This window comes from Acinetobacter sp. WCHA45 (assembly GCF_002165255.2).
Taxonomy (GTDB): Bacteria; Pseudomonadota; Gammaproteobacteria; order Pseudomonadales; family Moraxellaceae; genus Acinetobacter.
In genome coordinates, this window is record NZ_CP028561.1 from 46,139 (window position 1) to 72,911 (window position 26,773).

Annotated in this window: 30 protein-coding genes and 2 pseudogenes; 13 read left to right on the forward strand and 19 right to left on the reverse strand. The window is 41.2% G+C overall.

Annotated features, from left to right (window positions below; all coding sequences use genetic code 11):
* Positions 1–23: 23 nt before the first annotated feature.
* The 5 genes from CDG55_RS01355 to CDG55_RS01375 all read left to right on the forward strand — a co-directional run bounded on the left by CDG55_RS01355 (position 24) and on the right by CDG55_RS01375 (position 4,542).
* Positions 24–401, forward strand: coding sequence for a hypothetical protein (locus CDG55_RS01355; protein WP_005157101.1), 378 nt, complete (start codon positions 24–26; stop codon positions 399–401).
* A 143-nt stretch (positions 402–544) separates the two neighbouring features.
* Positions 545–1,663, forward strand: coding sequence for a molecular chaperone DnaJ (gene dnaJ, locus CDG55_RS01360; protein WP_005219116.1), 1,119 nt, complete (start codon positions 545–547; stop codon positions 1,661–1,663).
* A 113-nt stretch (positions 1,664–1,776) separates the two neighbouring features.
* Positions 1,777–2,598, forward strand: a complete 822-nt coding sequence (dapB, locus tag CDG55_RS01365; RefSeq protein WP_004659711.1) for a 4-hydroxy-tetrahydrodipicolinate reductase — start codon at positions 1,777–1,779, stop codon at positions 2,596–2,598.
* Between the two features lie 95 nt (positions 2,599–2,693).
* Positions 2,694–3,341, forward strand: coding sequence for an START domain-containing protein (locus CDG55_RS01370; RefSeq protein WP_005157093.1), 648 nt, complete (start codon positions 2,694–2,696; stop codon positions 3,339–3,341).
* A gap of 298 nt (positions 3,342–3,639) precedes the next feature.
* The gene (locus CDG55_RS01375; RefSeq protein WP_087537369.1) at positions 3,640–4,542 is read left to right on the forward strand and encodes a LysR substrate-binding domain-containing protein; all 903 of its coding nucleotides are present in this window, start codon (positions 3,640–3,642) and stop codon (positions 4,540–4,542) included.
* Here CDG55_RS01375 and CDG55_RS01380 read toward each other — a convergent pair.
* From CDG55_RS01380 to CDG55_RS01415, 8 genes are all read right to left on the reverse strand, one after another.
* On the reverse strand, positions 4,490–4,921 hold the full coding sequence (locus CDG55_RS01380) for a hypothetical protein (RefSeq protein ID WP_228252581.1): 432 nt from the start codon (positions 4,919–4,921) through the stop codon (positions 4,490–4,492). The two genes, CDG55_RS01375 and CDG55_RS01380, sit on opposite strands and share 53 nt — an antisense overlap.
* Complete coding sequence (ahr, locus tag CDG55_RS01385; protein WP_087537368.1) at positions 4,914–5,939, reverse strand: NADPH-dependent aldehyde reductase Ahr; 1,026 nt, start codon at positions 5,937–5,939, stop codon at positions 4,914–4,916. The genes CDG55_RS01380 and ahr overlap by 8 nt, the downstream gene beginning before the upstream one ends.
* Before the next feature lie 34 nt (positions 5,940–5,973).
* Positions 5,974–6,528: a DNA-3-methyladenine glycosylase I gene (locus CDG55_RS01390; protein WP_087537367.1), complete on the reverse strand. Its 555-nt coding sequence runs from the start codon at positions 6,526–6,528 to the stop codon at positions 5,974–5,976.
* Positions 6,529–6,560: 32 nt separating this feature from the next.
* Positions 6,561–6,809: a hypothetical protein gene (locus CDG55_RS01395; protein WP_005157074.1), complete on the reverse strand. Its 249-nt coding sequence runs from the start codon at positions 6,807–6,809 to the stop codon at positions 6,561–6,563.
* Positions 6,810–6,818: 9 nt separating this feature from the next.
* Positions 6,819–7,316, reverse strand: a complete 498-nt coding sequence (locus CDG55_RS01400) for a M23 family metallopeptidase (protein WP_218647818.1) — start codon at positions 7,314–7,316, stop codon at positions 6,819–6,821.
* Between the two features lie 76 nt (positions 7,317–7,392).
* On the reverse strand, positions 7,393–8,430 hold the full coding sequence (mutY, locus tag CDG55_RS01405; protein ID WP_005157068.1) for an A/G-specific adenine glycosylase: 1,038 nt from the start codon (positions 8,428–8,430) through the stop codon (positions 7,393–7,395).
* Positions 8,431–8,581: 151 nt separating this feature from the next.
* Positions 8,582–9,319 carry a dienelactone hydrolase family protein gene (locus CDG55_RS01410; RefSeq protein WP_005157062.1) on the reverse strand — a complete coding sequence of 246 codons (738 nt, stop codon included), beginning with the start codon at positions 9,317–9,319 and terminating at the stop codon, positions 8,582–8,584.
* 169 nt (positions 9,320–9,488) lie between these two features.
* Positions 9,489–9,647, reverse strand: coding sequence for a DUF1328 domain-containing protein (locus CDG55_RS01415; RefSeq protein WP_004878181.1), 159 nt, complete (start codon positions 9,645–9,647; stop codon positions 9,489–9,491).
* 189 nt (positions 9,648–9,836) lie between these two features.
* Between CDG55_RS01415 and CDG55_RS01420 the strand changes: the two genes are divergently transcribed.
* The 4 genes and pseudogenes from CDG55_RS01420 (at position 9,837) to CDG55_RS01435 (ending at position 13,946) form a co-directional block, all read left to right on the forward strand.
* Positions 9,837–10,289: a YcgN family cysteine cluster protein gene (locus tag CDG55_RS01420; protein ID WP_034602613.1), complete on the forward strand. Its 453-nt coding sequence runs from the start codon at positions 9,837–9,839 to the stop codon at positions 10,287–10,289.
* Positions 10,290–10,418: 129 nt separating this feature from the next.
* Positions 10,419–11,352 (forward strand): annotated as a pseudogene (locus CDG55_RS01425) (serine hydrolase).
* A gap of 82 nt (positions 11,353–11,434) precedes the next feature.
* Entirely contained in the window at positions 11,435–12,709 is a 1,275-nt protein-coding gene (locus tag CDG55_RS01430; protein WP_162620846.1) for a replication-associated recombination protein A, read from the forward strand.
* Between the two features lie 130 nt (positions 12,710–12,839).
* The gene (locus tag CDG55_RS01435; protein ID WP_087537366.1) at positions 12,840–13,946 is read left to right on the forward strand and encodes an acyltransferase family protein; all 1,107 of its coding nucleotides are present in this window, start codon (positions 12,840–12,842) and stop codon (positions 13,944–13,946) included.
* 3 nt (positions 13,947–13,949) lie between these two features.
* Here CDG55_RS01435 and CDG55_RS01440 read toward each other — a convergent pair.
* Positions 13,950–14,701, reverse strand: a protein-coding gene (locus tag CDG55_RS01440; protein ID WP_101495461.1) for an IS5 family transposase whose coding sequence is annotated in 2 segments (ribosomal slippage) — positions 13,950–14,365 and positions 14,365–14,701 — 753 coding nt in all. Because the reading frame shifts where the segments join, the coding sequence is not laid out codon by codon here.
* 97 nt (positions 14,702–14,798) lie between these two features.
* Between CDG55_RS01440 and CDG55_RS01445 the strand changes: the two are divergent.
* A pseudogene (locus tag CDG55_RS01445) lies at positions 14,799–15,164 on the forward strand (amidohydrolase family protein); the annotation flags it as partial.
* Positions 15,165–15,261: 97 nt separating this feature from the next.
* On the opposite strand, the gene purC reads toward CDG55_RS01445, so the two are convergent.
* Genes purC through dapA form a run of 3 tightly spaced genes read right to left on the reverse strand, consistent with a single transcriptional unit; the run spans position 15,262 to position 17,529 of the window.
* Positions 15,262–15,981 (reverse strand): phosphoribosylaminoimidazolesuccinocarboxamide synthase, encoded by a 720-nt coding sequence (purC, locus tag CDG55_RS01450; RefSeq protein ID WP_004659747.1) that lies wholly within the window; start codon positions 15,979–15,981, stop codon positions 15,262–15,264.
* A gap of 36 nt (positions 15,982–16,017) precedes the next feature.
* Positions 16,018–16,620, reverse strand: coding sequence for a hypothetical protein (locus CDG55_RS01455; protein WP_034602567.1), 603 nt, complete (start codon positions 16,618–16,620; stop codon positions 16,018–16,020).
* Between the two features lie 15 nt (positions 16,621–16,635).
* Positions 16,636–17,529, reverse strand: a complete 894-nt coding sequence (gene dapA, locus CDG55_RS01460; RefSeq protein WP_005157049.1) for a 4-hydroxy-tetrahydrodipicolinate synthase — start codon at positions 17,527–17,529, stop codon at positions 16,636–16,638.
* 290 nt (positions 17,530–17,819) lie between these two features.
* On the opposite strand from dapA, the gene pncA reads away from it, so the two are divergent.
* From pncA to CDG55_RS01475, 3 genes are all read left to right on the forward strand, one after another.
* Positions 17,820–18,452 carry a bifunctional nicotinamidase/pyrazinamidase gene (gene pncA / locus CDG55_RS01465; protein ID WP_087537271.1) on the forward strand — a complete coding sequence of 211 codons (633 nt, stop codon included), beginning with the start codon at positions 17,820–17,822 and terminating at the stop codon, positions 18,450–18,452.
* A 91-nt stretch (positions 18,453–18,543) separates the two neighbouring features.
* Positions 18,544–19,008 carry an Lrp/AsnC family transcriptional regulator gene (locus tag CDG55_RS01470; protein ID WP_087537270.1) on the forward strand — a complete coding sequence of 155 codons (465 nt, stop codon included), beginning with the start codon at positions 18,544–18,546 and terminating at the stop codon, positions 19,006–19,008.
* A 214-nt stretch (positions 19,009–19,222) separates the two neighbouring features.
* Entirely contained in the window at positions 19,223–19,861 is a 639-nt protein-coding gene (locus CDG55_RS01475) for a YitT family protein (RefSeq protein WP_005157043.1), read from the forward strand.
* 58 nt (positions 19,862–19,919) lie between these two features.
* Here the strand turns inward: CDG55_RS01475 and glmS are convergent, their stop codons facing one another.
* From glmS to ribBA, 7 genes are read right to left on the reverse strand one after another with little or no spacing between them, the layout of a single operon-like run.
* Positions 19,920–21,758, reverse strand: a complete 1,839-nt coding sequence (glmS, locus tag CDG55_RS01480) for a glutamine--fructose-6-phosphate transaminase (isomerizing) (RefSeq protein WP_087537269.1) — start codon at positions 21,756–21,758, stop codon at positions 19,920–19,922.
* Between the two features lie 12 nt (positions 21,759–21,770).
* A complete protein-coding gene (gene glmU, locus CDG55_RS01485; RefSeq protein ID WP_005157040.1) occupies positions 21,771–23,135 on the reverse strand; it encodes a bifunctional UDP-N-acetylglucosamine diphosphorylase/glucosamine-1-phosphate N-acetyltransferase GlmU in 1,365 nt (454 codons plus the stop codon).
* Positions 23,136–23,156: 21 nt separating this feature from the next.
* Positions 23,157–23,678 (reverse strand): phosphatidylglycerophosphatase A, encoded by a 522-nt coding sequence (locus CDG55_RS01490; protein WP_087537268.1) that lies wholly within the window; start codon positions 23,676–23,678, stop codon positions 23,157–23,159.
* The gene (gene thiL, locus CDG55_RS01495; RefSeq protein WP_087537267.1) at positions 23,656–24,573 is read right to left on the reverse strand and encodes a thiamine-phosphate kinase; all 918 of its coding nucleotides are present in this window, start codon (positions 24,571–24,573) and stop codon (positions 23,656–23,658) included. The genes CDG55_RS01490 and thiL overlap by 23 nt, the downstream gene beginning before the upstream one ends.
* A 15-nt stretch (positions 24,574–24,588) precedes the next feature.
* Complete coding sequence (nusB, locus tag CDG55_RS01500; RefSeq protein WP_004659763.1) at positions 24,589–25,038, reverse strand: transcription antitermination factor NusB; 450 nt, start codon at positions 25,036–25,038, stop codon at positions 24,589–24,591.
* A gap of 3 nt (positions 25,039–25,041) precedes the next feature.
* Positions 25,042–25,512, reverse strand: coding sequence for a 6,7-dimethyl-8-ribityllumazine synthase (gene ribE / locus CDG55_RS01505; protein ID WP_004659764.1), 471 nt, complete (start codon positions 25,510–25,512; stop codon positions 25,042–25,044).
* Between the two features lie 11 nt (positions 25,513–25,523).
* Positions 25,524–26,645 carry a bifunctional 3,4-dihydroxy-2-butanone-4-phosphate synthase/GTP cyclohydrolase II gene (ribBA, locus tag CDG55_RS01510; RefSeq protein WP_087537266.1) on the reverse strand — a complete coding sequence of 374 codons (1,122 nt, stop codon included), beginning with the start codon at positions 26,643–26,645 and terminating at the stop codon, positions 25,524–25,526.
* Positions 26,646–26,773 lie beyond the last annotated feature (128 nt).

Below are 26,773 nucleotides of genomic sequence, written 5' to 3' on the forward strand. Positions count from 1 at the left end.
CAGTGAATGAGGTGATCTAGAGCATGGGGCAAGACAATATTGAGCAGCATCGCCGTTATGTGGCGATTTCGTACGTGTTCATGTTTCTTGCATTATTTACAATCGTGTTTGCAGTGTTTGCGTATCTGCTGGCACGAAAAGTTGCGACTGCGAATAATGCTGAAGTATGGATACACGCGCATGCACTGTGGATTATGCGTAATGTGCTGCTGTTTATTCTAATGGCTTTCTTTGCTGCCCTGTGGTTTATTCCACTGTTCTTTTTTGCATGGGATAGTGCATTGTGGGTGACAGGAATGACCGTTGCAGGTGTGATTTTCAGTGCAATCGCATGGTTGTTTTTATTAAATGCATGGATCAAAGGTGTTGCTAAGTATTTTAAAAATAAAGCGGTATTCTAATTTTATCGCTTTTTTATTGTGCTAGACCTTGTAAATTTATAGTAGTGCCCACATTAAGGCTCTGTTGACTTTGTTAATAAAATGTCAACAGAGCTTATTTATTTGTAGAGATTGAACCAATTCCGTGAGGAGCATCGCCAACCATGGCTAAACGTGATTATTATGAGGTTTTAGGCGTTTCGAAAACCGCAAGTGATGATGAGATTAAAAAAGCCTATCGTAAGTTGGCGATGAAATATCATCCAGATCGTAACCCAGACAATGCTGAAGCGGAAGAAAAGTTTAAAGAAGCAGCAGAGGCTTACGAAGTACTTTCTGATGGCGAAAAACGCAGCATGTATGATCGTGCTGGCCATAGCGCTTTTGAGGGCGGTTTTGGTGGCGGCGGTGGCTTCGGTGGTGGTTTTAGTGCAGAAGACATCTTTAGCCAATTTGGTGATATTTTTGGTGGTGCTTTCGGTGGTGGCGGTGGTCGCCAACAACAACGCCAACGTCGTGGCTCTGATCTTCGCTATGTGATGGAATTGACGCTTGAAGAAGCAGTCAAAGGCGTGAAAAAAACGATTACTTTTACTGCACCAGCGCCGTGTGAAACATGTGATGGTAAAGGTTCTAAGAATCCAAATGATGTTGAGACGTGTCGTACCTGCCATGGTGCTGGTCAAGTACGTATGCAGCAAGGTTTCTTCTCAGTTCAACAAACTTGTAGTACTTGCCGCGGGCAAGGCAAAATTATCAAAAACCCTTGTAATACCTGTCATGGTTCGGGTGTTGCCGATCGTCAACAAACGCTTGAAGTCACTATTCCTGCTGGTGTGGACAACGGCGATCGTGTTCGCTTAACAGGTAAAGGTGAAGCGATTCGTGATGGTCAAGCGGGTGATTTATACGTTGAAGTCGTAGTTCGTGAACACGAAGTCTTCCAACGTGACGGTGCAGATCTATATATGGATGTGCCAGTCAGTATTGCCGATGCTGCATTGGGCAAAGAAATTGAAATCCCGACGCTTGATGGTCGCGTCAGCTTAAAAATCCCAGAAGGTACTCAAACAGGTAAGCTATTCCGCTTACGTGGTAAAGGTGTTCGTCCTGTACGTAGCAGCATGGTCGGTGACTTATTGTGCCGTATCGTGGTAGAAACACCTGTGAATTTAAACAGTCGCCAACGTGAATTGTTGAAAGAATTACAAGCGTCGTTTGATGGTGATGGTCATGCTGCATCACCAAAGAAAAAATCTTTCTTTGATCGCTTGTTTGATTAATTAGCATCAATAAAAAACCTGCTGCGGCAGGTTTTTTTATGGGAATTTTTTAGCGTAGGCACAGAGTTTTGCTATAGTAGCTCAATTGTTTAAATAAAAGACTAGGAAAAATTATGTCGACTTCTCCACGCATTGGAATCTTGGGTGCAGGCGGACGCATGGGGCGTATTCTGATTCAAGCAGTACAACAAGCAGGCTACCAACTCGCAGCAGCTGTTGAACGTCCAGAAAGTAGTTTGGTGGGTGCAGATGCAGGGGAACTTGCAGGGATTGGCAACATCGGCGTCAAGATTGTGGGAAGTTTAAGTGAAGTTTTAAAAGACTGTGATGTCGTGATTGATTTCACTGCGCCTGTTGCCACTGAACAACACTTAAAGTTATGCCGTGAGGCAGGTGTTGCAATGGTGATTGGCACCACAGGGATGTCGGATGAACAAAAGGCTTTCTTAGATGAAACCGCAACACAGACTCCAGTCGTTTATGCTGCTAACTATTCAGTTGGTGTGAATGTTTCAATCAAATTATTAGAGCTTGCAGCGAAAGTGTTTGGTGATAGCGTTGATATCGAAATCATCGAATCACATCACCGTCACAAAGTGGATGCGCCATCTGGTACTGCATTTATGATGGGCGAGGCGATTGCAGATACTTTAGGTCGTGACTTGAAAACGGATGCTGTGTATTGTCGTGAAGGTCATACAGGTGCTCGTGAGCGTCAAAGTATTGGCTTTCAAACCATTCGTGGTGGCGACATCGTCGGTGAACATACCGTGATGTTTATTGGTGAGGGTGAACGTGTTGAAGTCACACATAAAGCGACCAATCGAATGAATTTTGCTTCAGGCGCTGTTCGTGCGGCTGCATGGGTCGTCGGTCGCGAAGCTCGTAAATATGATATGAAAGATGTTTTAGGCTTTAACGAGATTGAAGTTTAAAAGGTACTTTTTTGTACTATAAAAGAGCTTGTTGAGCTTTCTTTCTGATAGAGATACAACAAGCTCTTGCCATCATTACAACAATTGAGCATGACATGAATAAAAAGCATATTGTTCTTGCTACACTGCTAAGTGCGACAAGTTTAGTCGTCAGTGCCGCAGAAGCACCTAAACTGAGTTTACATCGCAATAATATTAAAGTTTGGACCTACCAAACAGAGAATAATCCGGTCTTTCAGTACAAAGCAGAAACGACTTTTGATGTGCCTTTGGAACGGGCAGTTGCGGTAGTACTTGATGTTGAGCGCACACCCCAATGGGTGCCTTATGTTGCTAAGGCACAGCTTTTGTCTCGGGATGAAAAGAAAGGGGAATTTACCCTGTATATGCTGTTAGATTTCCCATTTCCTTTGAAAGACCGTGACTTGGTCATTAAAGGCAAAATGAATAAGAATGCTGATGGCAGTATTAGTATTAAGAATAACGCGATTAAAAATAGTTACCCTGAACAACCTGATGTGATTCGTTTGAATCAATATACAGGAGATTGGACGTTCCAAAGACTTGCCAATAATAAGGTTAAAGTTATGACTAGTGGTTATGCCGACCCAGCAGGTTCGATTCCATTGAGTTTTGTGAATATGTTTGTGCAGCAGCAACCGTATCAAATGCTGATGAAGATGAGGAAAGAAATTTACAACCCATTATATGCACAGCCACATTTGCCTGAATTGCTTAAATAAATCTAAGAGTGAAAAGCCTGATTCAATCAGGCTTTTTTATGCACTGATACATTAGCCAGCTTGCCACCGAAGGGATGAGCAAACTCGAAAAAACCATCCCTATCCAGACCAGCATCCGGATGATAAAGGTCGGTGAAGCAGGATTAAACTCAACCAAATTGAGCGATACACAGATTGTTCGCTTAATCTTTTTCACTATTCTGTTGATGGCTGCAATTTTGCGATGATTATTGTTGCTAAAAAATAGATGAATTTGCAAAATATAGTTGACTAAATATCAATAATTAACGAGGTGGCAATGAAATCTACGGTAGAAGAACTACTTGCTTTTATGACCATTGTCGATACAGGATCGTTTATTGCTGCTGCTGAGCGGCTTGGACAGACGGCATCGGGAATGAGCCGCTCTCTCAGTCGTCTAGAGTCAAAGCTTGGAGTCACCTTGCTAGAGCGCACGACTCGAAAGTTAAAACTGACCCAAGAAGGACAACAATTTTTACAACATGCGCGTAAAATTCTCAGTGATTTAAGTGCAGCTGAAGAAGCTCTAGAAAAATCGGATCAGGATACCTCGGGTGTGATTCGGATTGACTCAGCCACGCCGTTTATTCTGCATGTCATTACGCCATTGGTACATAAGTTCAGACAAAGTTATCCCAATATTGAGATTGAGCTGAATAGTAATGATTTAGTGATAGATCTATTAGAACATAAGACTGATGTGGCGTTTCGTTTTGGTGAATTACATGATTCCAGTCTGCATGCGAAATTGGTGTGTAAAAGCCGAATTTATATTGTAGCCAGTCCTGAATATTTACAGCGTAAGGGGAGACCTGTACAAGCTCAGACATTAATTGAGCATGATGTGATTGGCTTCACCCGTCCCACTTATATCAATACTTGGCCCATTAAAATTGATGGTGAGTATTTTCAAGCCCAACCGAAAGTAAAAGCATCGAGTGGCGAAACTGTTCGACAACTCTGTTTGCGTGGGCAGGGCATTGCCCGATTATCAGAATTTGAAATCTGGCAGGATATGAAAGAAGGGCGCCTTGAAGCACTATTTGAAGATCAGATTGAGCAGTCTTATCAAAGCATCCATGCTGTGTATTATCAACAAGCGCATTTGCCGAAACGGGTTCGCTTATTTATTGAGTTTTTGACTGAGCAGTTAAGTCATGGATTTTTTGTTTGCCAATAGCTGTTTCGGCAAGTTTGAGTTCTAAAACTTGAACAAGTTGTCCAGTCGGTTGTTGTACTGCAACTTTGACCTGTTGCTGTTGTTGCTGGCGACATATAAACTCCACTGTCGGGAGTAGCAAACTCGACATGATCACGCCATTTTCGGTCGGTTGTTTATAGGTCAGCCTGAGTGTACTTTGTTGGGCCTGAGTCTGCACTTTTTCCAGCCGCCAAAACTCATAAGTCTGTTGATTCTGGGTTTTTAAATAGTCCTGTGCCAAATCAGCATTTTCTGTGTTTAAATGCAGGGCATGCGTTGACCACCGAAATCCGCCAAGCAATTCAACAGTTGGCGGATTGGGTGAGAGAGCGTATGTTGTCGGTTTTAAATTAATCAAAGTCTGCTTTAAGTACGATACGATAACGTGCTTGACCTGAATGGAGTCGTTCAATGGCTTCATTGAGTTGAGACATTGGAAATAGCTCAATTTGTGGCGCAATATTTTTACGTGCGGCAAATTGTAGTAGTTGACGCAGTGCTAAAGGTGACCCAGTTGGTGAAGCTGTAACCGATTTGGCACCACTCATGATAGTACCTACAGAAACTGGAATAGGCTCTAAGGTAATACCCAAGAAATGCATACTACCATTCGGTGCCAAGGTATTGAGATAGGCTTGCCAATTCAGAGTTACGTTGACGGTACTAAGCAATAGATCAAATTTGCCACGTTGTGCTTTGATCGCTTGAGCATCACGACTATTCACCACATGGTCAGCGCCCATGGCTTTGAGTTCTTCAGTTTTGTCTGGATTTGAACTAAATGCAGTAATCTCACAACCCCAAGCTTTAAGTAGTTTGATGGCCATATGCCCTAAACCACCAATCCCAATGACACCAACATGATGGGTGGCCTGAATGTGATGTTTCAGCAAGGGATCAAATACGGTGATGCCACCACACAGCAATGGTCCTGCACTTTCAGGATCCAAATCTTCTGGTAGAGGAATTACCCATTGCCAACCTGCGCGAACTTTTTCTGCAAAGCCACCCGCATGACCAACGATAGTCGCAACGCTGCCACCCGTACATAAAACTTGATGACCACCAATACAAGGATCGCATGCTTGACAACTTTCAGCTGTCCAACCAATGCCAACACGTTGACCAAGTTTCAGTCCTTTGGCTTCTGAACCGAGTGCGATAATTGTGCCAATAATTTCATGTCCAGCGACAGCAGGATAAACGGATGAATGCCATTCATTATTGATCACAGACAAATCTGAGTGACATAAACCGCAGTATTCAACTTTAACTTCAACCTGATGTGGCTTTAATTCACCTGCATCAAATTGATAAGGAACCAATTGCTCTCCTGCTTTCATTGCAGCATAAGCACGAATTTGGTTATTGCTCATTCGATAACTCCTTGGAAAGCAAAATGAATTCGTATTATTTAAAATGACAGTGATTTTCGTGATCGTTGACCATTCCTACCGCTTGCATAAACGCATAACACGTTGTGGGACCAACAAATTTAAAACCACGTTTCTTCAGTGTTTTTGAAAGTTTTTGACTGAGTTCGGTTTGTGCAGGTGCATCACGATAATGAATGACATCGTTATTTGGAGTCTGATGGTCAACAAAGGCCCATAGCCAATCAGATACATCACCAACTTCATTTTTGAGTTGCTGCCATGCAATTGCATTGTCTCGAATCGCTTTAAGTTTACCTAGATGACGAATTAATCCTGCATCACTCAGTTTGTCTTCGAGTTGACCATCAGTAAACTCAGCAATCTTAGTAATTGGATAGTGAAAGAAGTGTGAACGGTAATTCTCGCGCTTTTTTAGCACGGTAATCCATGATAATCCAGCTTGTTGACCTTCAAGACAAAGCATCTCAAATAATCGATTTTCATCTTGTTCTACTTTGCCCCATTCTTCATCGTGGTAGCTAATATAGAGTGGATCATTGGAGCACCAGCCACAGCGTTGAATCGTCATATTTGATGCTTCCTATTGTTATTCATATAAAATCATGAAAGTGTGAATGCCACCCATTCATTTGGGCGAGTGTCCCAATAATACAGTTCAGCTGTATTTAAATCAGTAAATTTCAGCCAAAAGTCCTTGCCTGATTTATCTGCAAAACCTGTGCTGATCAGTAGGGCATCTTCAGTAATTTCCATGATCCAGCCCTGATAGCTGGTGCCATTGATAATGATTTTCTGCTGATTACCTGATTCTGCAAATTCAACCAGACGTTCAATCAATGCTTCTGACATGCTGTATTCCTAACGTAAGTATGGGTATGGATTGACTGCGCCACGCCCTTTGCCATTGAGATAAATGCCATAGTGTAAATGTGGGGCGGTATGGCGAGCATTGCCTGTATTGCCCACATAGCCGATCAGGTCACCTTTGCGGACATAATCCCCAACATTGAGACCACGTTTGTGACCATCCAGATGTGCATAATAATGCCATGAACCAGCAGGTCCAAGAATCCAGATCACCTTGCCGCCTAGATTATTATTACGTAAATCAGCCACTAAGCCCTCAGTGGCACTATACACTTTCGTACCACGTTCCGCCATGATGTCAATGCCTTCATGACTACGCCCCTGACTGCGTGCTGCGCCCCAGCTATCTCGCAATTGAGTTCGACTGATCCCCTTGACGGGAACGGGCAGGCGACTGTCCAGACGCATCATCTGGAGCTTGTTCACCTGTGTATTAGGCAAGGGCACGGGCTTCTTTGGTGCAGTGGTACAGGCTGAAAGGATCAGCATCAATAGGGCAAGAACCGTATGGGAAATCAGGTAACGCACACAAACTCCTTGCGTTCGAATTTACAGCATGCAGGTTTTAGGCCTTTTGTTTGGCTGTAATCAGTTTTTTCATGGCCGTTGGAATGCCTTTGGCAATCGCGGCTTCTGGACAGAGCCATATTCCATTCAGTTCAATGCTGAGCTGTTCTTTTTGGTCATGTTCCACGTGGAACAGTTGTTCATGCAGTATCCATGTAAAGTGAGTAAAACTATGACTAATCTGTAGTGATGATACTTGAGCTTGCAGCTTAAATTGTTGTTCAATCTGTTGTAATTCAGTTGCCTCTTCAATGATAGGCAGACAATACAAACCTCCCCATAGACCGTGGGCTTCACGTTGTTGCCAAAGCCACTCACGACCTGCTTGAATTAGGAGCACATTCGCCGTTTTAACAGGGACAGGTTTTTTTGCTTTTTTAAATGGGAGTTCTTGTTCTAAACCTTGTTGATAGGCCTGACAGTGTTGTTGCATTGGGCAGTATAAACACAAAGGCTTTTTCGGTGTGCAGACGGTAGCACCCAAATCCATGATTGCTTGGGTGTAATCATGGTTACGTTCTTTCGGACACAGCTGTTCCGCAATTTGCCATAAAGCACGCTCATGCTGTGGCTTGGATAAATCATCTTCAATCGCAAAAAAACGTGCTAAAACTCGTTTCACATTGCCATCCATAATGACGCCATATTGTCGTAAGCCAAGAGACATTAATGCACCAGCGGTTGAACGGCCAATGCCTGGTAATTCAATCCACTGTTCTAATGTTTCAGGAAACTTTCCTTTCTGCTTTACGATAACAGCGGCTTTGTGCAGATTGCGTGCACGGGCATAGTAGCCTAAACCAGCCCAATAAGGGGCAACCTCATCCCAACTGGCCTGACCAAGATCGTCTACGGTTGGAAATCTTTCGATAAAGCGATCAAAATATTGCAGAACAGTTTTAACTTGAGTCTGTTGTAGCATGATTTCTGATACCCACACTTTGTAGGGATCATCAGCGACTTGCCATGGTAAATCGTGGCGGCCATGTTGGTCGAACCACGTGAGTAGTGCATCAGAAAATGAGAAATCAGACATGAATCAGAACAATCAAAAGCAGAGGCTTAGTATAATGAAAATATAATCGTGGACTTATTTAAATGATAAAAACATTTGTTCGTGTGTAGGAGACATAAATGCCACCTACACAGAATGAAGTCTTTGTGAAAGTTTATGCCAATATTTTGAATCAGGTTAAATGTTTATCTAGTAATTCATACATGGCTTCTAATCCTTGATGTTCAGCTTCGGCGTTATAGCCTAAGTCAACATTATTTGCTTTAGCTCGCTCATCTGCGAGGGGATTACTAAAGCCATGTTTGGCATTTTCAAAAATAATCACTTCATGATCGACTTCTGCATCGTGCATTTCCTGACGGAAGCTTGCGACATCATCTAAAGAAACCATGGTGTCGATCTCACCATGTAATACAAGAATTTCAGCCTGAATCTTTCCTTTTTGTGCAGGTGCTTTCGGGCTTAAATTCGCGTGGAAGGTCACTACAGCTTTCAAATCGGCACCAGATCGCGCCAAATCCAGAACTACTTTACCACCATAACAAAAACCAATTGCTGCCAATTTTTCAGTATTGACCTCTGGTTGTGCTTTTAAAGCATCTAAGCCTGCTTGAGCACGCTCAACCACGGTGTCTACATGATCAAATGTTTGCATCATCCATGCAGATGCTTGAGGAACATCAGAGGTAACTTTTTTGTCTCCATACATATCAATTGCGAGAGCGGCAAAACCGTGTTCTGCAAGTTCACGCGCACGTTGCTCGGTATATTCGGTACGTCCCCACCACTCTGGAGCAACAATAACTCCTGCAACTGGTACATCTCGGATAGGTGTCGCAAAATAGCCAATAAGGCGTTGACCATCTGGGGCGGTATATTCAATTTCACGCGTTGTAATTGGAAAGCTCATTTTTTAATCCTGATCTATATTTTCAATGCTTTGATTAAAGCATAAAACAGCAAAAAATTGATGATGCTAGCGGAAAGACAAATTTTTATTCGGCTGAAATGATGATAATAAAAAAAGAAGAATACGGCGATTCTTCTTTTTTCTTTCTGAATTTTTATTTCTGTTTAAACTAAACTTTACCGCGTGATAAGAAACCCACTACAGCAAGAATAGCCGCGACCACTAATAAAATGACGGCAAAGTCTTTGGATAAACCAGCAACACCACCAAAACCTAATAAACTGGCGATTAATGCAATCACTGCAAAGATAATAGCCCAACGGAACATATTACTTACTCCTAAATTTATCGTTATGAGATTACTATAGCGTGTATTTTTCGCACCAAATGTGGTGTTTCTGTGGTTGAAATGTTCAATAACTTAAGTATTGTTAATCGCTTAAGTCGCTTGGAAAACGGCTTGATTGAGAATAAATGCTATAATCAACACAAATTTTTAAAGCCTAAAACATTTGCCATGTCTACCGAATTGCGCGCTAACTTTTGGAAACTATATCCACTTGATCAGTTGAATAATACTGAGTGGGAGGCATTGTGTGATGGTTGCGGTTTATGTTGTTTGGTTAAGCTTGAAGATGAAGAAACGGCAGAAGTCGCATATACCAAAGTTGCATGTAAATTATTAGATTGTAAAACGGCACGTTGTTCTGATTATCCGAATCGTCAACAGCATGTTGCAGATTGTATTCAATTGACACCTGAACGATTGCAAACAATTACATGGTTACCTCCTAGTTGTGCTTATCGTCGTTTGAATGAAGGTAAAAATTTACCGTCATGGCATTATTTAAATACGGGTTCACGTCAGAGTGTGATTAAAGCGAAGAAATCGGCTGCTGGACGCTGTATTTCAGAACAAGATATAAATGAAGATGATATAGAAGATTATGTCGTACGTTGGGTACGTTAGATCTTGATATATATTTCTTATAACTGTGTTTTTATCAATAAAAAACAATACTTTAGCAGTATTTTATCTATACATTCCCATATGATGAACACTGAGAGTTCGATGTGGTTTGAGAGCCTCTTTGTTTGAATGAAATGGGTTTGGGAAATAGACATGATCGCATCAAGAATGCTTTTTTTACTTGCAGGGCTTTTATTCTGTAATTCTTCGATTTGGGCAAAACCGCTCAGTGAGCAGCAAGTTAGGGAAATTGTAGATCAACAATTTAAACCATTATTAGATCAATATAAGATTCCTGGATTAGCGGTCGGTGTCACATTCGATGGTAAGCATTATTTTATCAATTATGGCTTGGCATCAAAATCAAACCAACAACCCGTAAGTAACCATACTTTATTTGAACTTGGCTCAGTCAGTAAGACCTTTAATGCAACTTTGGCGGGCTATGCACAGGCGCAAGGGCAGTTATTATTGTCGGATCATCCCGCCAAGTATTTCCCAGAATTAAAAAATACCGCAGTGAATAAAGCTACGATTTTAAATTTAGGTATATATACTGCAGGTGGCTTTCCGCTGCAATTTCCAGATGAAGTTGTTAGTCAGCAGGACATGCTTCAATATTTTCAAAGATGGCAGCCAAAGACCAACGTTGGTACGGCACGACAATATTCAAATTCACCCACAAAAGCTAAAACAGTCTTTAAGAGCAGCGGTTGAAACAACGCATGTGGGATATTTTAAAGTTGGTGCGATGACCCAAGGGCTAGGCTGGGAGCAATATGCTTATCCTGTTAAGCTTGAAACACTTTTACAAGATAATTCCAGCAAAATGGCTTTAGAAAGTCATATCGTCACACCGATCAAACAACCAAAGCGTGCTCCAGCAGCAACATTGTTTAATAAAACTGGTTCAAGTAATGGCTTTGGTGCCTATGCTGCATTTATTCCGCAGCAGAAGATTGGAATTGTGATGCTCGCTAACACTAATTTTCCGAATGAAGCTCGAATTACTGCAAGCTACCATGTCATGCAGCAGTTACTTCAAAAGAATACTGCGCAATAGAATGTCGCGTGGTTGCAGATTCAAATTGTAGATTTGAACCAGACGCAATAGACTAGGATAAAACAGTATAAAGTCCGTGATGATGTCAGATACGCATATTCCTTTACCTGAACGCTTACGCCCTCGTGATTTGTCAGAAATCATCGGGCAAGATCATTTGCTCGGTGAGCATGCACCGTTACGCCAAATGATTGATCAGGGGCATTTGCCTTCGATTATCTTTTGGGGGCCGCCAGGGGTGGGTAAGACTACAATTGCTTTGTTATTGGCACAGGCAGTTGATCGCCCTTTTATTAGTTTATCTGCATTAAGTACGGGCGTAAAAGAGCTGCGCGAAGTGATTGCGGAAAGCGGTGATTTACTGACATCAGTAGTGTTTATTGACGAGATCCACCGCTTTAATAAGTCGCAGCAAGATGCCTTACTGAATGCAGTTGAAAAAGGCAAAATCACTTTGATTGGTGCAACCACAGAGAATCCATCTTTTGAAGTGAATAGTGCACTGCTTTCTCGTTGTCAGGTTTATACCTTAAATAGTTTGGATGCTGATGCGATTCAAACCCTGATCAATAAAGCCATTCAAAGTGATAAGTTTTTGAAAGAGCGTTTTATTCAGATTGAAGAATATGATGCGCTGATTCAATTTGCTGCGGGTGATGCACGTAAAGCGCTTAATTTGATTGATTTAATTGCCAGTACTTTTGAGCCTGATATTGAAAATATCGTGACCAATGCAATTGTGGTTAAAGTCGCACAGCAGAATATTGCACGTTATGACAAATCAGGTGAGCAGCATTATGATTTGGTTTCGGCCTTTATCAAGTCGATTCGTGGTAGCGATGCGGATGCGACCCTATATTGGATGGCACGCATGCTCAAAGGTGGTGAAGACCCTGTTTTTATTGCACGTCGAATGTTGATTGCAGCATCAGAAGATATTGGCAACTCGAATCCGAATGCCTTGTTGTTGGCAGGTGAGTGTTTTCGTTCAGTACAAGCGGTCGGTATGCCTGAAGCACGAATTATCTTAGGTCAATGTGCTGTATATCTCGCAACCAGCCCGAAAAGTAATAGTACCTATCTCGCCATTAACCGAGCTTTGGAGCTTGCCGAAAAAACTGCGAATTTACCTGTGCCGTTGCATCTACGTAATGCGCCAACCAAATTGATGAAGCAACAAGGTTATGGCGTGGATTATCTCTATCCGCATCATTATCCTGAGCATTTTGTTTTACAGGAATATTTGCCGCCTGAGTTGCGGGGTACGAAGCTGTATGAGCGAGCCTTAAATAAACGTGAAGTTGAAGCCGAACGTTTGCAGCAACGCCGTTGGCAGCAGGAACAACAGCAGCAATGATATGACGACCTTGTTCCAATCTCTGATTTGAAAGGATAGCTTGGGCATTCTTTTTTTTGTAAGCGCCCCTAGACAGGTCAGGGAAAAAGGTCGCATTATCGCCGTTTATCACGGATGATAAAGCTCTGCCATGATCACAAACAAAATCAATGCTGCGGAAAGTATCCGAGGCTTAGCCTGCCTTGCAGTGGTGTTGTCGCACCTGTCGCTGACATTCTTTCCACAACTGCATAATTTTGGAGAAAGTGCGGTTCCGCAATATGCTTTTTTCGCCCAGTTGCATAACTCACCACTGGCATTTTTCTATTCAGGAACAGGCGCGGTTTTTGTGTTCTTTGTCCTGAGCGGCTATGTCTTGAGCCTTTCCAGTTTAAACAAGCCAAATGCAACTGAACGATTAAAAAAGTCATTGCTGAAACGTTATCCTCGTTTGGCGATTCCCGCCTTTGTTTCCTGTGTGATTGCCTATTTGGTCTGTTATGTGCCTGTCGATGTTTCCCATGTCTCGGAATGGGGCGCTGCCTTAGCTAATTCTCATCCTAAACTTTCCACTGCTTTGTATGAGGGCAGTATCGGAGCATTTTTATTTGGGGACTCAAGCTATAACTGGGTGTTGTGGACGATGCAGATTGAGCTGCTCGGTTCATTGGTAATTTATTTCGCCAGTTATTTTTATAGCAAACGACCGATGCTTGCAGGTCTGTTCTTGCTGTTGAGTATTGCGATAGCCTATACGATTTCACAAACAGTATTACTCGGTATCCTGAGTTTTATTTTAGGTATGGGTTTACTTCTATATGCATCAGAATTAGCAACAGGGCTATCTGTGTTGCTATTCACGCTGGGGCTATATTTCTGTGGTGCGCATAACGAGAGTTTGAGTTATCGGATTTTTGCTCAATTTTTAGGTGAGCAAACCTACGATTATCTGAATTTTATTGGCGGTTTTTGTATCGTGTATGCGGTATTAAAAGGCAAATGGTTAGCACAATTTTTTGATTCACCATTTTTAGTTTTCTTAGGCAAGATCTCATTTTCTATTTATTTGATTCATCTTGCTGTGATTTATGCTTTAGCAATTCCTTGTTTTAATCTATTTCATATTCAATTGGGTTTTTCGTATTGGGTAGCGGGTCTGTGGGCGAGTTTGTTTACAGTGATGATAAGTATTGTTTTAGCTACTCCCTATAGTCGCTATGTGGATGATATTGCAATTAAAGTCTCTAGGGTTTGTTGAGAATTACCGAGAGTTAATTAAACTAGCGCACAATTGAATCATGGCTTCAAAACTCGTATCTGTTTTACAACTACGCATCGCTATACGTTTAAATTCTTTTAACTTACAGAAATAGTTTTCAATGAGATGACGCCATTTATACATAATCGTATCAAATGCTCTCATTACTTTTCGATTAGATTTGGGTGGGATCACCACTTTCACTTTACGTTCATTTAGTTCTTGAATCAGCCAATCTGCATCAAATGCTTTATCCGCTAGTAATGCTTGAAAATCAACATCTTCAATTAAAGGTTTGGTTTCTACTAAATCGTGATATTGACCAGGCATTAATCGAAACTTAATGAGGTTGCCTAGACTATCCACTAAGGCAAGAATTTTACAGGTCATTCCACCTCGAGATTTACCTATAGACTGTTTGAAAGTCCCCCTTTTGCACCTTGCCCATGTCGATGAACTTTAACAATCGTTCCATCAATCATGGCGTATTCCAAATCAACATCTTCATTTACAGATGCAAAAATAGTTTCAAATACACCAGCTTTCACCCAGTCACGGTATCTTTTAAAGACGGTATTCCATTTACCAAAATGAGGAGGTAGATCACGCCATGGACTGCCTGTACGGGCAATCCAGAGGACTGCTTCTAAGAATAATCGATTATCTTTTCCACTACGACCTCGATCGGTCACTTTACCTAGGCAAAAAGGTTCCATTTTTGCCCATTGGGCATCAGTAAGTATGTATCTATCCATAGTACTATTATAAATTAATCAGTTGCCTTTGTTAATTCTCAACAAGCCCTAGTAGGCTTACAAAGATATTTTAATTTCATAGTATTCATTTCGTCCTCAAACGATTCGTGACGATCAACTGGATCAACTGAAAGCCTTGGATATTATTCCATCTTTCTTCTCATTGCATACGTTCTATTGGGGGGATTGGCATCGTCAACAAACCTTAGATGAGGCGAGAGCAGCACGCATTTCACCAACGGCAAGTGCTTTGAAGAAACAGCTTATTTTTACAGAGCATCATGATGCACCTGTTGTGCCGCCGAATAGTTTGATGATGTTAGATGCAACTGTAAATCGAGTGACACGCAGTAATTATGTATTAGGTGCAGATGAGTGCGTGAGTCCCTATATGGCTTTAAAATCGATGACGGATTGGGCAGCTTATCAATATTTTGAAGATGAACATAAGGGCACGATAACTTAAGGGAATCTGATTTATCAGAAACTGGGAAATTAGATAAACCAATAAAAAACCAGCCTAATCAGGCTGGTTTTTATTAAGAACGGCAGCTTAAGGCTTAGATATTATCTAAGTTAATGCCTAAACGTGCAGCAACTTCTTCATAAGCCTCAACCACACCACCTAAACCTTGGCGGAAACGGTCTTTGTCTAATTTTTTCTTGGTGTCTTTATCCCATAAACGGCAACCGTCTGGAGAGAATTCATCACCCAATACGATACGATCGTGGAATACACCGAATTCAAGTTTGAAATCAACCAGAATCATATTACCTGCATCGAATAATGCTTTCAGTACATCATTCACTTGGTAAGTCAGTTCTTTCATTTTTTCAAGTTGAGGTGCTGTTGCCCAACCTAAAGCAATTGCTTGAGATTCATTGACCATTGGGTCGCCAAGCGCATCATCTTTGAAGAACAATTCAAATGTTGGTGGTGTTAACTCTTTACCTTCTTCAACACCTAAACGGCGGCATAATGAACCTGCTGCGTAGTTACGAATCACACATTCCACAGGAATCATTTGTAATTTCTTCACAAGCACTTCTGTTGGAGAAAGTAACTTTTCAAAATGAGTTTCGATACCCGCTTCAGCCAACTTTTCCATGATGAAGGCATTAAAACGGTTGTTCACCTTGCCTTTACGATCTAGTTGCTCGATTTTTTCGCCATTGAATGCTGATGCATCATCACGAAAGACTAAAATCAGGTGATCAGCATTATCTGTTTCATATACAGATTTTGCTTTACCAGTATAGAGCAAGGTTTGTTTTAACATGGGGGAACCTTTTGAAAAAGTATGCCTAGTAAACGACTAGGCTGGCCAATTTTGGTAAATCTGGGTTAACACTTCAGCTGCAACGGCAGGGTCTGCAAATGTTGTATCAAGTTTGAATAGCGCAACTGTATTGCTTGAGCCTACAGCCGATAATTTAAGTAGGTAATTTTGATCACCTACCTTAATCGTTGCTTCATAGCCATTTTCTGCTTGTGAAATAACTTTGTAGTTGAGGCTGCTCAAGGTTGCAAAAGTATATTGCCATGCACTTGCGGTCGGGCCATCAACTTTGAGTAATGGGTTTTTATTCCCATCAGTGACAAGCTGTGGGCGACCCACTGTTGAAGCGGTTGCTGAAGTATTATCGGCTGAATTTTGCATCGCTTTTGGACGAGGCAATGCATAGCGGTTGCCACTTTCATTTTCAAGCTTTGGTGCATGCTCAATTGCAAGTGGATCAACCGTAGGCGCTGGATACAATGGCGTAAATGGTCTTGCCGTTATGCCCTCAGGAAATTTGAGTGGTTCAAGTGCTTGTGCTTTTTTATAATCTAAAGAATGATTATTGAGGGCAAAACGACCACAACCAGCCAAACTTAAAGCTGAAATGACTAGGACAACACCAAGACGTAATTGCATCATAAATTGCTCGTATTAAATAATTCCCGCAGCTTTTAAATCTGTGCGGAGCGGTTCACGATATTGTTGTGCTAGAGCGGTTAATGGTAGGCGAATACCTGTACCAATTGAGCCCATCTCATGCAATGCCCATTTCACAGGAATTGGGTTTGATTCGCAAAACAAAATATTGTGTAGATTTGCAATTTGTTGATTCAAGCTTTGTGCTTTTGCTTTATCTCCAGCTAACGCAGCTTCACAAATTTCGCTCATTTGCTTTGGTGCAACATTGGCTGTTACAGAGATATTACCTTTTGCACCCAGTAAAATCAGTTCCCAAGCAGTTTCATCATCACCTGAATAAACAGCGATTTTATTATTTAAACCTTCGATGAGGGCTTGACCACGTGGTACATCGCCTGTTGCATCTTTAATACCAATAATGTTTTTAACATCAGCAAGACGAATAACGGTTTCGTTTTGCATATCGACACCAGTACGACCTGGTACATTATAAAGAATTTGTGGAATATCAACGGCTTCAGCGATTGCCTTGTAGTGTTGATATAGGCCTTCTTGTGTTGGTTTATTATAATATGGCGTAACGAGTAAGGCCGCATCAGCACCTAATTCTTTTGCAGCTTTAGTCAATTCAATCGCTTCACGCGTTGAATTTGCACCTGTGCCTGCGATAATTGGAATACGTTTGTTGGCTACACGAATCACTTCTTTGATGACTTGTGTGTGTTCTTCCATGCTTAATGTAGACGCTTCGCCCGTCGTGCCGACCGCAACAATACTATGTGTACCTTGTTGAATATGCCACTCAACGAGCTTCTCAAGACTCTTCCAATCTACGCTGCCATCTTCAAACATAGGGGTGACGATTGCGACAATTGAGCCTTGAATATTCTGTGCTAGCTGAGTCATTTTAAAAAACTATCCTATTTTCCCATCCGAGATTGAATTAGTTGAAACGAAATATTGGATGGTTGCAGTATTTTGATTGGTCATCCAACAATTCGATCGGGTTGAATGACAATTACGCAAATTATGACTGATCGGAGGCATAAGAACAATATGCTTTAGTCAAACTGTGGAAAACTTTAATTCATCTTTATCTTGAATCGTTTTCATCTTTTGTAAAAGTGAAAACATGAGTAGCCAGAACATAATCAGCAGGGTATTGTAAAAATACAAGCTTAAAACTGGAGCATGCTATGCAGACACAAACTCATCATGTCGCATTAATTGTTGTTGATGTCCAAAATGGATTTACTCCTGGGGGGAATTTGGCCGTTGCAAAAGCAGATCAAATTATTCCGATTATTAATCAACTTGCAAAAAAGTTTGAGCATATCGTGCTGACACAGGACTGGCATCCTGAGCAACATATTTCTTTTGCAGATAATCACGACGATAAAGTACCGTTTGAAACCATTGAATTGCCGTATGGTACCCAAGTGTTATGGCCGAAACATTGTGTTCAAGGCACTCACGATGCGGAATTTCATCCTGATCTGGATGTTCCAACTGCACAACTGATAATTCGTAAAGGCTTTCATGCCGATATTGATAGTTATTCTGCTTTTATGGAAGCAGATCGTAAAACTCCAACAGGTTTAAAGGGTTATTTAACAGAACATCAAATTGATACAGTATATATCGTAGGGATTGCCACAGACTTTTGCGTGGCGTGGACCGCCTTAGATGCTGCACAGATGGGCTTTAAAACTTATGTCATTGAAGATGCCTGTAAAGCGATTGATTTGGATGGTTCACTACAAAGCGCATGGCAAAGAATGTTAGAGCAAGGGATTGAGCGTATTCAATCGACTACAATTTTGTCATAAGCTTGAGCCGCTTGATCCAAAGGCGTTAAACTTATAAAACTGATAAATCAATATCAGATAAACTCTAACTTCAGACAGAATTGAGCATTTTATGTCAGTTGAACTTGATGATTTTGATCAGAAAATTATTCATTATTTACAAATGAATGGAAGATTAGCTAATCAAGAATTAGCAGAATTGGTGGGATTATCAACTTCTCAATGTTCACGTCGTCGTATTCAGCTTGAACAAAATAAAATTATTACGGGTTACTATGCGCAAATCGCATTAAGCGCAGATCCAACACCGATCATGGGCATTATTGAAGTGAAATTGCAAAACTACAATGATGCGACACACGATCGCTTTGTTGACTTTCTTTTAAATGAACCTGCGGTGAAAGATATTCATAAACTCACAGGAAGTTATGATTTTGCACTGAAGGTTGCAGTGAAAAATTTAGATGAAATGGTCAAATTGATTGGGATTTTGTCATCTAGTAACTTTGGCGTCAGTAATTTAAATACATCGATTGTGCTGGAAAAATTAAAAGAAAATGGGATCGCGATTAAGTAAAAAATCTTTCTCTTAGATCAATATCATTCAAACTGAAGCATTGGACTTTATTGCATAAAGATTATTCAAAAAAGGATATTTTGAGTATAAATTGCATTTATGATAAAAATATAAGAATAAATTGCGAAATTTTAATAAAAATGATCAAATATACCATGTCTTTCTTTGAAAGATCTTTCTCCCTGCTGCTGTTCTCCTATTGAGTTGTATCCTTATGAATACCGATCAGAATATATCTTTGGTCAGTCCAGTCATGCCCGTGATTGACCAACACTCTAAGATTGAAGATGGATTGGCCATGTTAATTGGTACATTCATTTTATCGTTTGCCATGAATTTATTGCAGCAAGCAGGGATTATGACAGGTGGTACAGCGGGCTTATCGTTGTTGATCCACTATATTACCGACCTGAAGTTTGGCATCTTATTTTTCCTGATCAATATTCCATTTTATTATTTTGCTTATAAAAAAATGGGCATGGCATTGGTCGTCAAGACATTTATTGCCGTTGGATTATTAGCTGGTTTTACTGAAATTATTCCTCATTTTTTTCATTTATCTAGTGTAAATCCAATTTATGCTGCGATTTTTGCGAATGTGTTGATGGGGGTAAGCTTTCTGATTTTATTTCGCCATCGTTCAAGCTTAGGAGGAATCAACCTCTTGGTTCTATATTTACAAGAACGCTTTAACATTCCAGCAGGTAAAGTGCAGATGGGAATTGATGTTACCATCTTATTAGTTTCGTTGTTTTTCGTAGATTGGAAATTGATTCTAATTTCAATTTTAGGGGCTGTTATTTTAAATTCAATTATTCTTTTGAATCATAAAAGCAGTCGGTATGTGGCTTAAATCTGATCATCAATGGCAATAAAAAAGGAGGGCTAACCCTCCTTTTTTTATTTTGTAATTATTCGACTGTTACGCTCTTGGCAAGGTTACGTGGTTGGTCAACGTCGGTACCACGTAATACAGCCACATGATACGAGAGCAATTGCACAGGAATACTGTACACAATTGGTGCTAACCATTCATTGACAGCTGGAACATGAACGACATGTTGGCGATCTTTACCATGAATACCACTGTTTTCATCAGCAAAAACAAATAGTTCTCCACCACGAGCTTGAACTTCTTCCATATTCGATTTTAACTTATCGAGCATTTCATCTTGTGGAGCCAAGATCACGACTGGCATCTCATTGTCTACTAAAGCCAATGGACCATGCTTTAATTCGCCAGCCGCATATCCTTCAGCATGAATGTATGAAATTTCTTTCAGTTTCAATGCGCCTTCTAGAGCGATAGGGAAGTGTGTGCCACGTCCTAAGAACAAGCAGTGGTTTTTCTCAACGAAGAGTGCTGATAGACGCAGAATTTCAGTATTGCCTTGTAAAGTATCTAAAATTACTTTCGGGCAATGCCATAGCGCTTCTGTAATTTCCTTCAATTGAGCATCTGCAAGACGTTGTTTAACTTGACCAATTTTTAAGATCAACAACATCAATGCTGCAAGTTGAGTGGTAAAGGCTTTGGTTGATGCAACGCCGATTTCAGGACCTGCAAGCGTGAGTAAATGATGATCTGTTTCGCGAACCATTGATGAAGTGGCAACGTTACAAATGGTCATGGTACTAATGTCGATGTTCTGAGCTTGAGCGCGTTTTTGTGTTTCGCGTAATGCAGCCAACGTATCCGCAGTTTCTCCAGACTGAGAAATACAGATATACAGTGTATGAGCAACAATGACAGGCGTGCGATAACGGAATTCACTGGCAATCTCAACTTGGCAAGGTACACCAATCAATTGCTCGAACCAGTATTTTGCAATCATACCTGCATGGTAGCTAGTACCGCAGGCAATGATTTGTACTTGCTGAATTTTGTCAAAATCCGCATTGGCATGTTGAAGAAAATCTTCACGCAAATTATTGCCATTTAATGCTTGTGAAATCGTTTGTTGAATCGCTTCTGGTTGCTCATAAATTTCTTTGAGCATGAAATGCTTATATTCGCCTTTTGATGCATTGCTGACGGTTGCATCCAGTTCTTTGATTGGACGTTCAACGCGTTCACCATCAACAAATACTTCAATGCTGTTACGGGTTAAGCGGGCAATATCGCCTTCTTCCAAATAAACGAAGCGATTAGTAACAGGTAATAAAGCCAATTGGTCTGAACTAATAAAGTTCTCGCCAATACCTACACCGATCACCAATGGTGAACCTTTGCGCACAGTGATCAGTTCATCAGGGTGTTCGGTATGCACAATACCCAGTGCAAAAGCGCCTTTTAGGCGAGGAATAACTTTTTGTACAGCTTCAAGTAAGCTATCAGTTTGCTTTAAAGCATCGTTGACAAGATGAGCAACAACTTCAGTATCTGTTTGTGAGGTAAAGATATAACCTAGCGCTTGTAATTCATCTTTAAGCTCTTGGTAGTTTTCAATAATACCGTTATGTACAACAGCGACATCACCTGAAACATGTGGATGAGCATTATTTTCAGTCGGTTTACCATGGGTTGCCCAACGGGTATGTGCAATACCTACATTACCAGTCAAATGCTGCTCAGATACTGCTTCAGCTAAATTTGCAACTTTACCTACACGACGTTCGCGTAAGATTTGTTGATTATTCAATAACGCTAAACCCGCAGAGTCATAACCGCGATATTCAAGACGTTTTAATCCTTCAATCAGAATATCAGTTACACATCGTTCAGCAACGCCACCAACAATACCACACATAATTTTATCCTCTTATTTTTTCAGCTTTTGGGGGCGCTGATAATTTGCTTTTTCAAACTGTTTTGATCGTTCGACAGCTAAACTATGCTCTGCCACATCTCGAGTTAAAGTTGAGCCTGCACCTGTGGTTGCACCTTGAGCAATTTTAATTGGTGCAACCAATGAGTTATTGGTACCAATAAATACATTGTCTTCAATCACAGTACGATGTTTATTTGCGCCATCATAATTACAAGTGATGGTTCCTGCACCAATATTACAATCAGCACCTATATCTGCATCACCTAGATAAGTAAAGTGATTGGCTTTAGAGCCTACACCAATATTTGAATTTTTAACTTCGACGAAGTTGCCAATATGCACATCATTCGCAAGATTTGCGCCTGGACGAAGACGGGCGAAAGGACCGATTTGAGTGTTTTCTCCAACGATCGCATTCTCAAAAATGCTATAGGCTTGAACTTTAGTGCCTGCCGCAATACGAGTATTTTTTAAAATACAGCCTGCGCCAAGTTGAACGTTGTCACCTAATTCGCAATCACCTTCAATAATGACATTGATATCAATTTGTACATCTTGACCACATTTCACAGTTCCACGTAGGTCAAAACGATTTGGATCAATTAAATGTACGCCTTGTTGCATTAATTCTTTTGCTTGTTGTTGCTGAAATTGACGTTCCAAAGTTGCAAGTTGTAGGCGGTCATTCACACCTTCAACTTCAAATTCAAGCTCAGGTTGAATTGAAGCAATTTCTAAGCCATCCGCAACGGCCATTGCCACGATATCCGTAAGGTAATATTCACCTTGAACATTGTTATTCGAAAGTTTTGGCAACCATTGATGTAATTTGGCATTACTTACACAATAAATACCCGTGTTGATTTCTTGTATTAGACGCTGTTCGTCATTGGCATCTTTATGCTCAACAATCGCTTGAATCTTATTTGCTTGACGAACGATACGACCATAGCCTGTTGGATTTTCAACATTTAGGGTGATCATACCAATACCAGATTGGCTAGAAGCTTCAAGCAACTGCTCAAGCGTGCTTTGACGAACCAGAGGAACATCCCCATATAAAATCAAAGAAATACCATCTTGGGGTAAAACAGGGAGAGTCATTTGAACAGCATGACCTGTTCCTAGTTGTTCTGCTTGTTCAACCCACTCAATTTGTTCTGCGGCGAAGCTTTGCTTAACGAGTTCACCACCATGACCATAAATCGTAATAATATTTTGGGCATGTAATTTTTTCGCCGTTTGAATGACGTGACCGAGGAGGGGGCGGCCTGCAAGTGGTTGTAATACTTTTGGTAGTTGTGAACGCATTCGCGTTCCTTTCCCCGCTGCAAGAATAATCACAGTTGTTGACATAACTAACTCTAATTCAATGGCTTAAGTCAAAAAATAAAAATGAATCATAAAAATACAAAGCGCAGCCCAAATACCTGCAATGATGTCATCAAGCATAATCCCTAGACCACCAGTAACTTTTTGGTCTGCCCAACTAATCGGAAATGGTTTCCAGATGTCAAATATACGGAAAAAAATAAAACCGACAATGACCCATAACCAGTTTAATTGCTGTACATAGAGCAAGGGCAATAGCGTAATGGATTGTCCTGCGAACTCATCCCACACAATTCGACCATCATCATGCACATTGATGACTTTGGCTGTGTGTCCGCAGATATAAATGCCCACAACCGACATGATCAGGATGGCAATCAAGCTGCCATAGAAACCCAATTGTAGCCACAATGGCACAAACAGCAGGGCAAAGGCTGAACCGAATGTTCCAGGTGCTTTAGGACTGAGGCCAGAACCAAAGCCGACACCGCAGAAAACGATGCAGCGATCGAACCAAGTCATCTGTTTGAAGTGAATCGGTGGCTTATGCAAAATGTTGGTATCCATGAATTTGTAGTGGGTAATTTTCACCCATATACTCAAATAACAATCCAGTTTTTTGGGTAATTTTGCCGATTATTGTAAGCGGAACATCTAATTGTTGTCGCGACAGTTTTTCAAAATTTTGCGGTGATATTGTAAAACATAATTCGTAATCATCACCACCTGCAAGCGCATAATGCCAAATTTGTCTCAAATCTAATTCTTTTAGTGACTGATCTATCGGAAGCTGTTCAAGCTGTAATGTTGCACCTACTTTTGAGGCGTTCAGAATATGTCCTAAATCTTGTGCGAGTCCATCTGAAACATCAATCATACTTGAGGCTAAACCTTTAAGCTGTTGCCCCAAATTACAACGAGGTGTTGGATAATCTAGGCGTTGTTGTAAAGGATGCCCTAAATGTTGTAATCCAAAGGCGGCATCACCAATCTGTCCACTAATACAGACATAGTCGCCGACTTGTGCGCCTGCACGCGTGATGGCTTGACCTTGTTCAATCCAGCCTAAAGCGGTGACACTTATAGTGAGTTGGGTACTTTGAGTGGTATCACCACCAATCAGGCTGACACCAAATTGATCGCAGCAATCGAACAAGCCCTGACTAAAGCCAGCCAGCCAGCCATGATCAACTGTTGGTAGGCTTAATGCCAGTAAAATACTATGCGGTTTTGCACCCATGGCGGCGAGATCAGATAAATTGACCGCGACACTTTTCCAGCCAATGGCATGGGCAGAGGTATCTAAGGGAAAATGTCGACCAGCAACCAATGTATCTGCACAGATCACGAGTTGTTGTGAGGGAGGAGGAGTCACAATGGCTGAGTCATCACCGATACCTAAACTGACATCAGATTTTGATGTACGTTTAAAGTACCGTTCAATAATGGAAAACTCAGCCATGCAACATCAAGCCTATTATTTTGCTTGTTGTTTTTCAGCTTCACGAAGCTTTGATGAAAGACGGTCTAATACACCATTGATGTATTTATGGCTGTCTGCACCACCAAAGTGTTTTGCTAGCTCAATTGCTTCATCAAGTACAACGCGGTATGGAACTTCGAGATGATCTCGTAATTCATAAGCACCAAGTCGTAAGGTTGCAAGTTCTACACCATCTAGTGCAGTTAACTCACGATCAAGTACAGGGATGAGTAACTCATCTAAAGCTTCATGTTGAGCAACCACTTGAGTGAGCAATTCATGGTAATAGTTAAGGTCAACTTTGTGCATCGCATTTTCTACACGTGTACGTGCTTCAATTTCATGGACAGGATTATGACTCATTTGCCATTCATAAATCCCTTGTACAGCAAAACGACGTGCTTTGCGTTTCGCTGCATAAGCGGCCTGAAGTGTTTGCGACATGCTTTAAATTGCCTTTAATAAGTTAACCATTTCGATTGCAGTCAGTGCAGCTTCGCTACCTTTGTTTCCTGCTTTCGTACCAGAACGTTCAATTGCCTGTTCAATGCTGTCTGTCGTTAAGACACCATTGATCACAGGCATTGTGCTTTCAAGTGCAACTACACCTAAACCTTTCGCACATTCACCTGCAACGAAATCAAAATGTGGTGTGCTACCACGGATCACTGCACCGAGTGCAATAATGGCATCAAATTTGTTTGAAGCCGCTAATTTTTTTGCAACGATAGGAAGTTCCCACGCACCTGGTGCGTGAATAACAGTAATCGCATCTTCTGAAACGCCATGACGTTTTAAAGTGTCGATCGCGCCTTCAAGTAAATGTTCAACTACGAAGCTGTTGAAACGTCCTACTAAGATCGCATAACGACCTTCGCTTGCGAGATGTAATAAACCTTCAATTCGGCGAATTGCCATAGCAACCTCGATTATTTTGCTGTGATTTGATCGGCAGTGATGTATTCCACTACCTCTAAATTAAATCCTGACAGGGCATTGAAACGAAGTGGAGAACTCAGAAGCTTCATTTTTTCAACACCTAAATCTCGTAAAATCTGCGCGCCAACACCAATGGTCTGATATTGCTGGGAAAGGGCAGCATTGGATTTCAATGGCTTTGGCTGATTCAGGTGATGAATCGCATGACCCAGATCTTCCAGATGGTCCTGTCCAATCCATACCAATACACCGCGCTCGCTTGCAGCAATTGTTTTCATTGCTAGATCTAAATTCCACGCTGCCGAACCATCGGCCTTATTTAATTTTAATAAGTCGCGAACAGGATTAAAACCATGCACACGAACAGTGGTGATGCCTTGTTTTGGTTCGCCTTTTACTAAAGCTAAATGGATATCTGGATTACCAATTTCACGATATTTATACAGTTCAAATGTACCGTATTCAGTATCAATGGTTTCTTGAGACAAACGTTCAACAGTTTGTTCATTGGTCATGCGGTAATGGATCAGATCCGCAATTGTACCGATTTTTAAACCATGTTTTTCTGCAAAAACTTCTAAGTCTGGACGGCGTGCCATGGTGCCATCTTCATTGATAATTTCACAGATAACAGAGGCAGGCTCTAGACCTGCTAAGCGTGTTAAGTCACATCCAGCTTCGGTATGACCTGCACGGTGCAATACACCGCCTGGTTGAGCCATCAATGGAAAAATATGACCAGGTTGAACGATATCGCTTGGTTTAGCATGTGCTGCAACTGCGGTGCGAATTGTATGCGCGCGTTCAGCAGCGGAGATACCGGTACTGATCCCTTCAGCTGCTTCAATCGACAGCGTGAAGTTAGTGGCATGTTGTGCACCGTTTTGATCTACCATTAACGGTAAATTAAGCTGTTTACAGCGATCACGACTCAAAGTTAGGCAAACTAGGCCGCGTGCATGCGTAATCATGAAGTTAATATCTTCAGGGCGAACATGCGTTGCAGCGATGACCAAGTCACCTTCATTTTCACGATCTTCATCATCCATCAGGATGACCATTTTGCCTGCACGAATATCTGCGACAAGCTCTTCAACACGACTCAGCGGCATTCGCTTTCACCTTATTATTGCCTTTCAAGGCACTCATATTCGATAAACCGAGCATAGTTTACCGCATTTTAGAAAATTTCGCCTGTGCTTCTTTATCAATTAAAAAAGTGAATCAAGCAAATAATAAA

Coding starts and splice junctions, on each gene's coding strand:
- CDG55_RS01355 (WP_005157101.1), top strand. CDS start 24: ATGGGGCAAGACAATATTGAGCAGCATCGCCGTTATGTGGCGATTTCG.
- dnaJ (WP_005219116.1), top strand. CDS start 545: ATGGCTAAACGTGATTATTATGAGGTTTTAGGCGTTTCGAAAACCGCA.
- dapB (WP_004659711.1), top strand. CDS start 1,777: ATGTCGACTTCTCCACGCATTGGAATCTTGGGTGCAGGCGGACGCATG.
- CDG55_RS01370 (WP_005157093.1), top strand. CDS start 2,694: ATGAATAAAAAGCATATTGTTCTTGCTACACTGCTAAGTGCGACAAGT.
- CDG55_RS01375 (WP_087537369.1), top strand. CDS start 3,640: ATGAAATCTACGGTAGAAGAACTACTTGCTTTTATGACCATTGTCGAT.
- ahr (WP_087537368.1), bottom strand. CDS start 5,939: ATGAGCAATAACCAAATTCGTGCTTATGCTGCAATGAAAGCAGGAGAG.
- CDG55_RS01390 (WP_087537367.1), bottom strand. CDS start 6,528: ATGACGATTCAACGCTGTGGCTGGTGCTCCAATGATCCACTCTATATT.
- CDG55_RS01395 (WP_005157074.1), bottom strand. CDS start 6,809: ATGTCAGAAGCATTGATTGAACGTCTGGTTGAATTTGCAGAATCAGGT.
- CDG55_RS01400 (WP_218647818.1), bottom strand. CDS start 7,316: ATGCTGATCCTTTCAGCCTGTACCACTGCACCAAAGAAGCCCGTGCCC.
- mutY (WP_005157068.1), bottom strand. CDS start 8,430: ATGTCTGATTTCTCATTTTCTGATGCACTACTCACGTGGTTCGACCAA.
- CDG55_RS01410 (WP_005157062.1), bottom strand. CDS start 9,319: ATGAGCTTTCCAATTACAACGCGTGAAATTGAATATACCGCCCCAGAT.
- CDG55_RS01415 (WP_004878181.1), bottom strand. CDS start 9,647: ATGTTCCGTTGGGCTATTATCTTTGCAGTGATTGCATTAATCGCCAGT.
- CDG55_RS01420 (WP_034602613.1), top strand. CDS start 9,837: ATGTCTACCGAATTGCGCGCTAACTTTTGGAAACTATATCCACTTGAT.
- CDG55_RS01430 (WP_162620846.1), top strand. CDS start 11,435: ATGTCAGATACGCATATTCCTTTACCTGAACGCTTACGCCCTCGTGAT.
- CDG55_RS01435 (WP_087537366.1), top strand. CDS start 12,840: ATGATCACAAACAAAATCAATGCTGCGGAAAGTATCCGAGGCTTAGCC.
- purC (WP_004659747.1), bottom strand. CDS start 15,981: ATGTTAAAACAAACCTTGCTCTATACTGGTAAAGCAAAATCTGTATAT.
- CDG55_RS01455 (WP_034602567.1), bottom strand. CDS start 16,620: ATGCAATTACGTCTTGGTGTTGTCCTAGTCATTTCAGCTTTAAGTTTG.
- dapA (WP_005157049.1), bottom strand. CDS start 17,529: ATGACTCAGCTAGCACAGAATATTCAAGGCTCAATTGTCGCAATCGTC.
- pncA (WP_087537271.1), top strand. CDS start 17,820: ATGCAGACACAAACTCATCATGTCGCATTAATTGTTGTTGATGTCCAA.
- CDG55_RS01470 (WP_087537270.1), top strand. CDS start 18,544: ATGTCAGTTGAACTTGATGATTTTGATCAGAAAATTATTCATTATTTA.
- CDG55_RS01475 (WP_005157043.1), top strand. CDS start 19,223: ATGAATACCGATCAGAATATATCTTTGGTCAGTCCAGTCATGCCCGTG.
- glmS (WP_087537269.1), bottom strand. CDS start 21,758: ATGTGTGGTATTGTTGGTGGCGTTGCTGAACGATGTGTAACTGATATT.
- glmU (WP_005157040.1), bottom strand. CDS start 23,135: ATGTCAACAACTGTGATTATTCTTGCAGCGGGGAAAGGAACGCGAATG.
- CDG55_RS01490 (WP_087537268.1), bottom strand. CDS start 23,678: ATGGATACCAACATTTTGCATAAGCCACCGATTCACTTCAAACAGATG.
- thiL (WP_087537267.1), bottom strand. CDS start 24,573: ATGGCTGAGTTTTCCATTATTGAACGGTACTTTAAACGTACATCAAAA.
- nusB (WP_004659763.1), bottom strand. CDS start 25,038: ATGTCGCAAACACTTCAGGCCGCTTATGCAGCGAAACGCAAAGCACGT.
- ribE (WP_004659764.1), bottom strand. CDS start 25,512: ATGGCAATTCGCCGAATTGAAGGTTTATTACATCTCGCAAGCGAAGGT.
- ribBA (WP_087537266.1), bottom strand. CDS start 26,645: ATGCCGCTGAGTCGTGTTGAAGAGCTTGTCGCAGATATTCGTGCAGGC.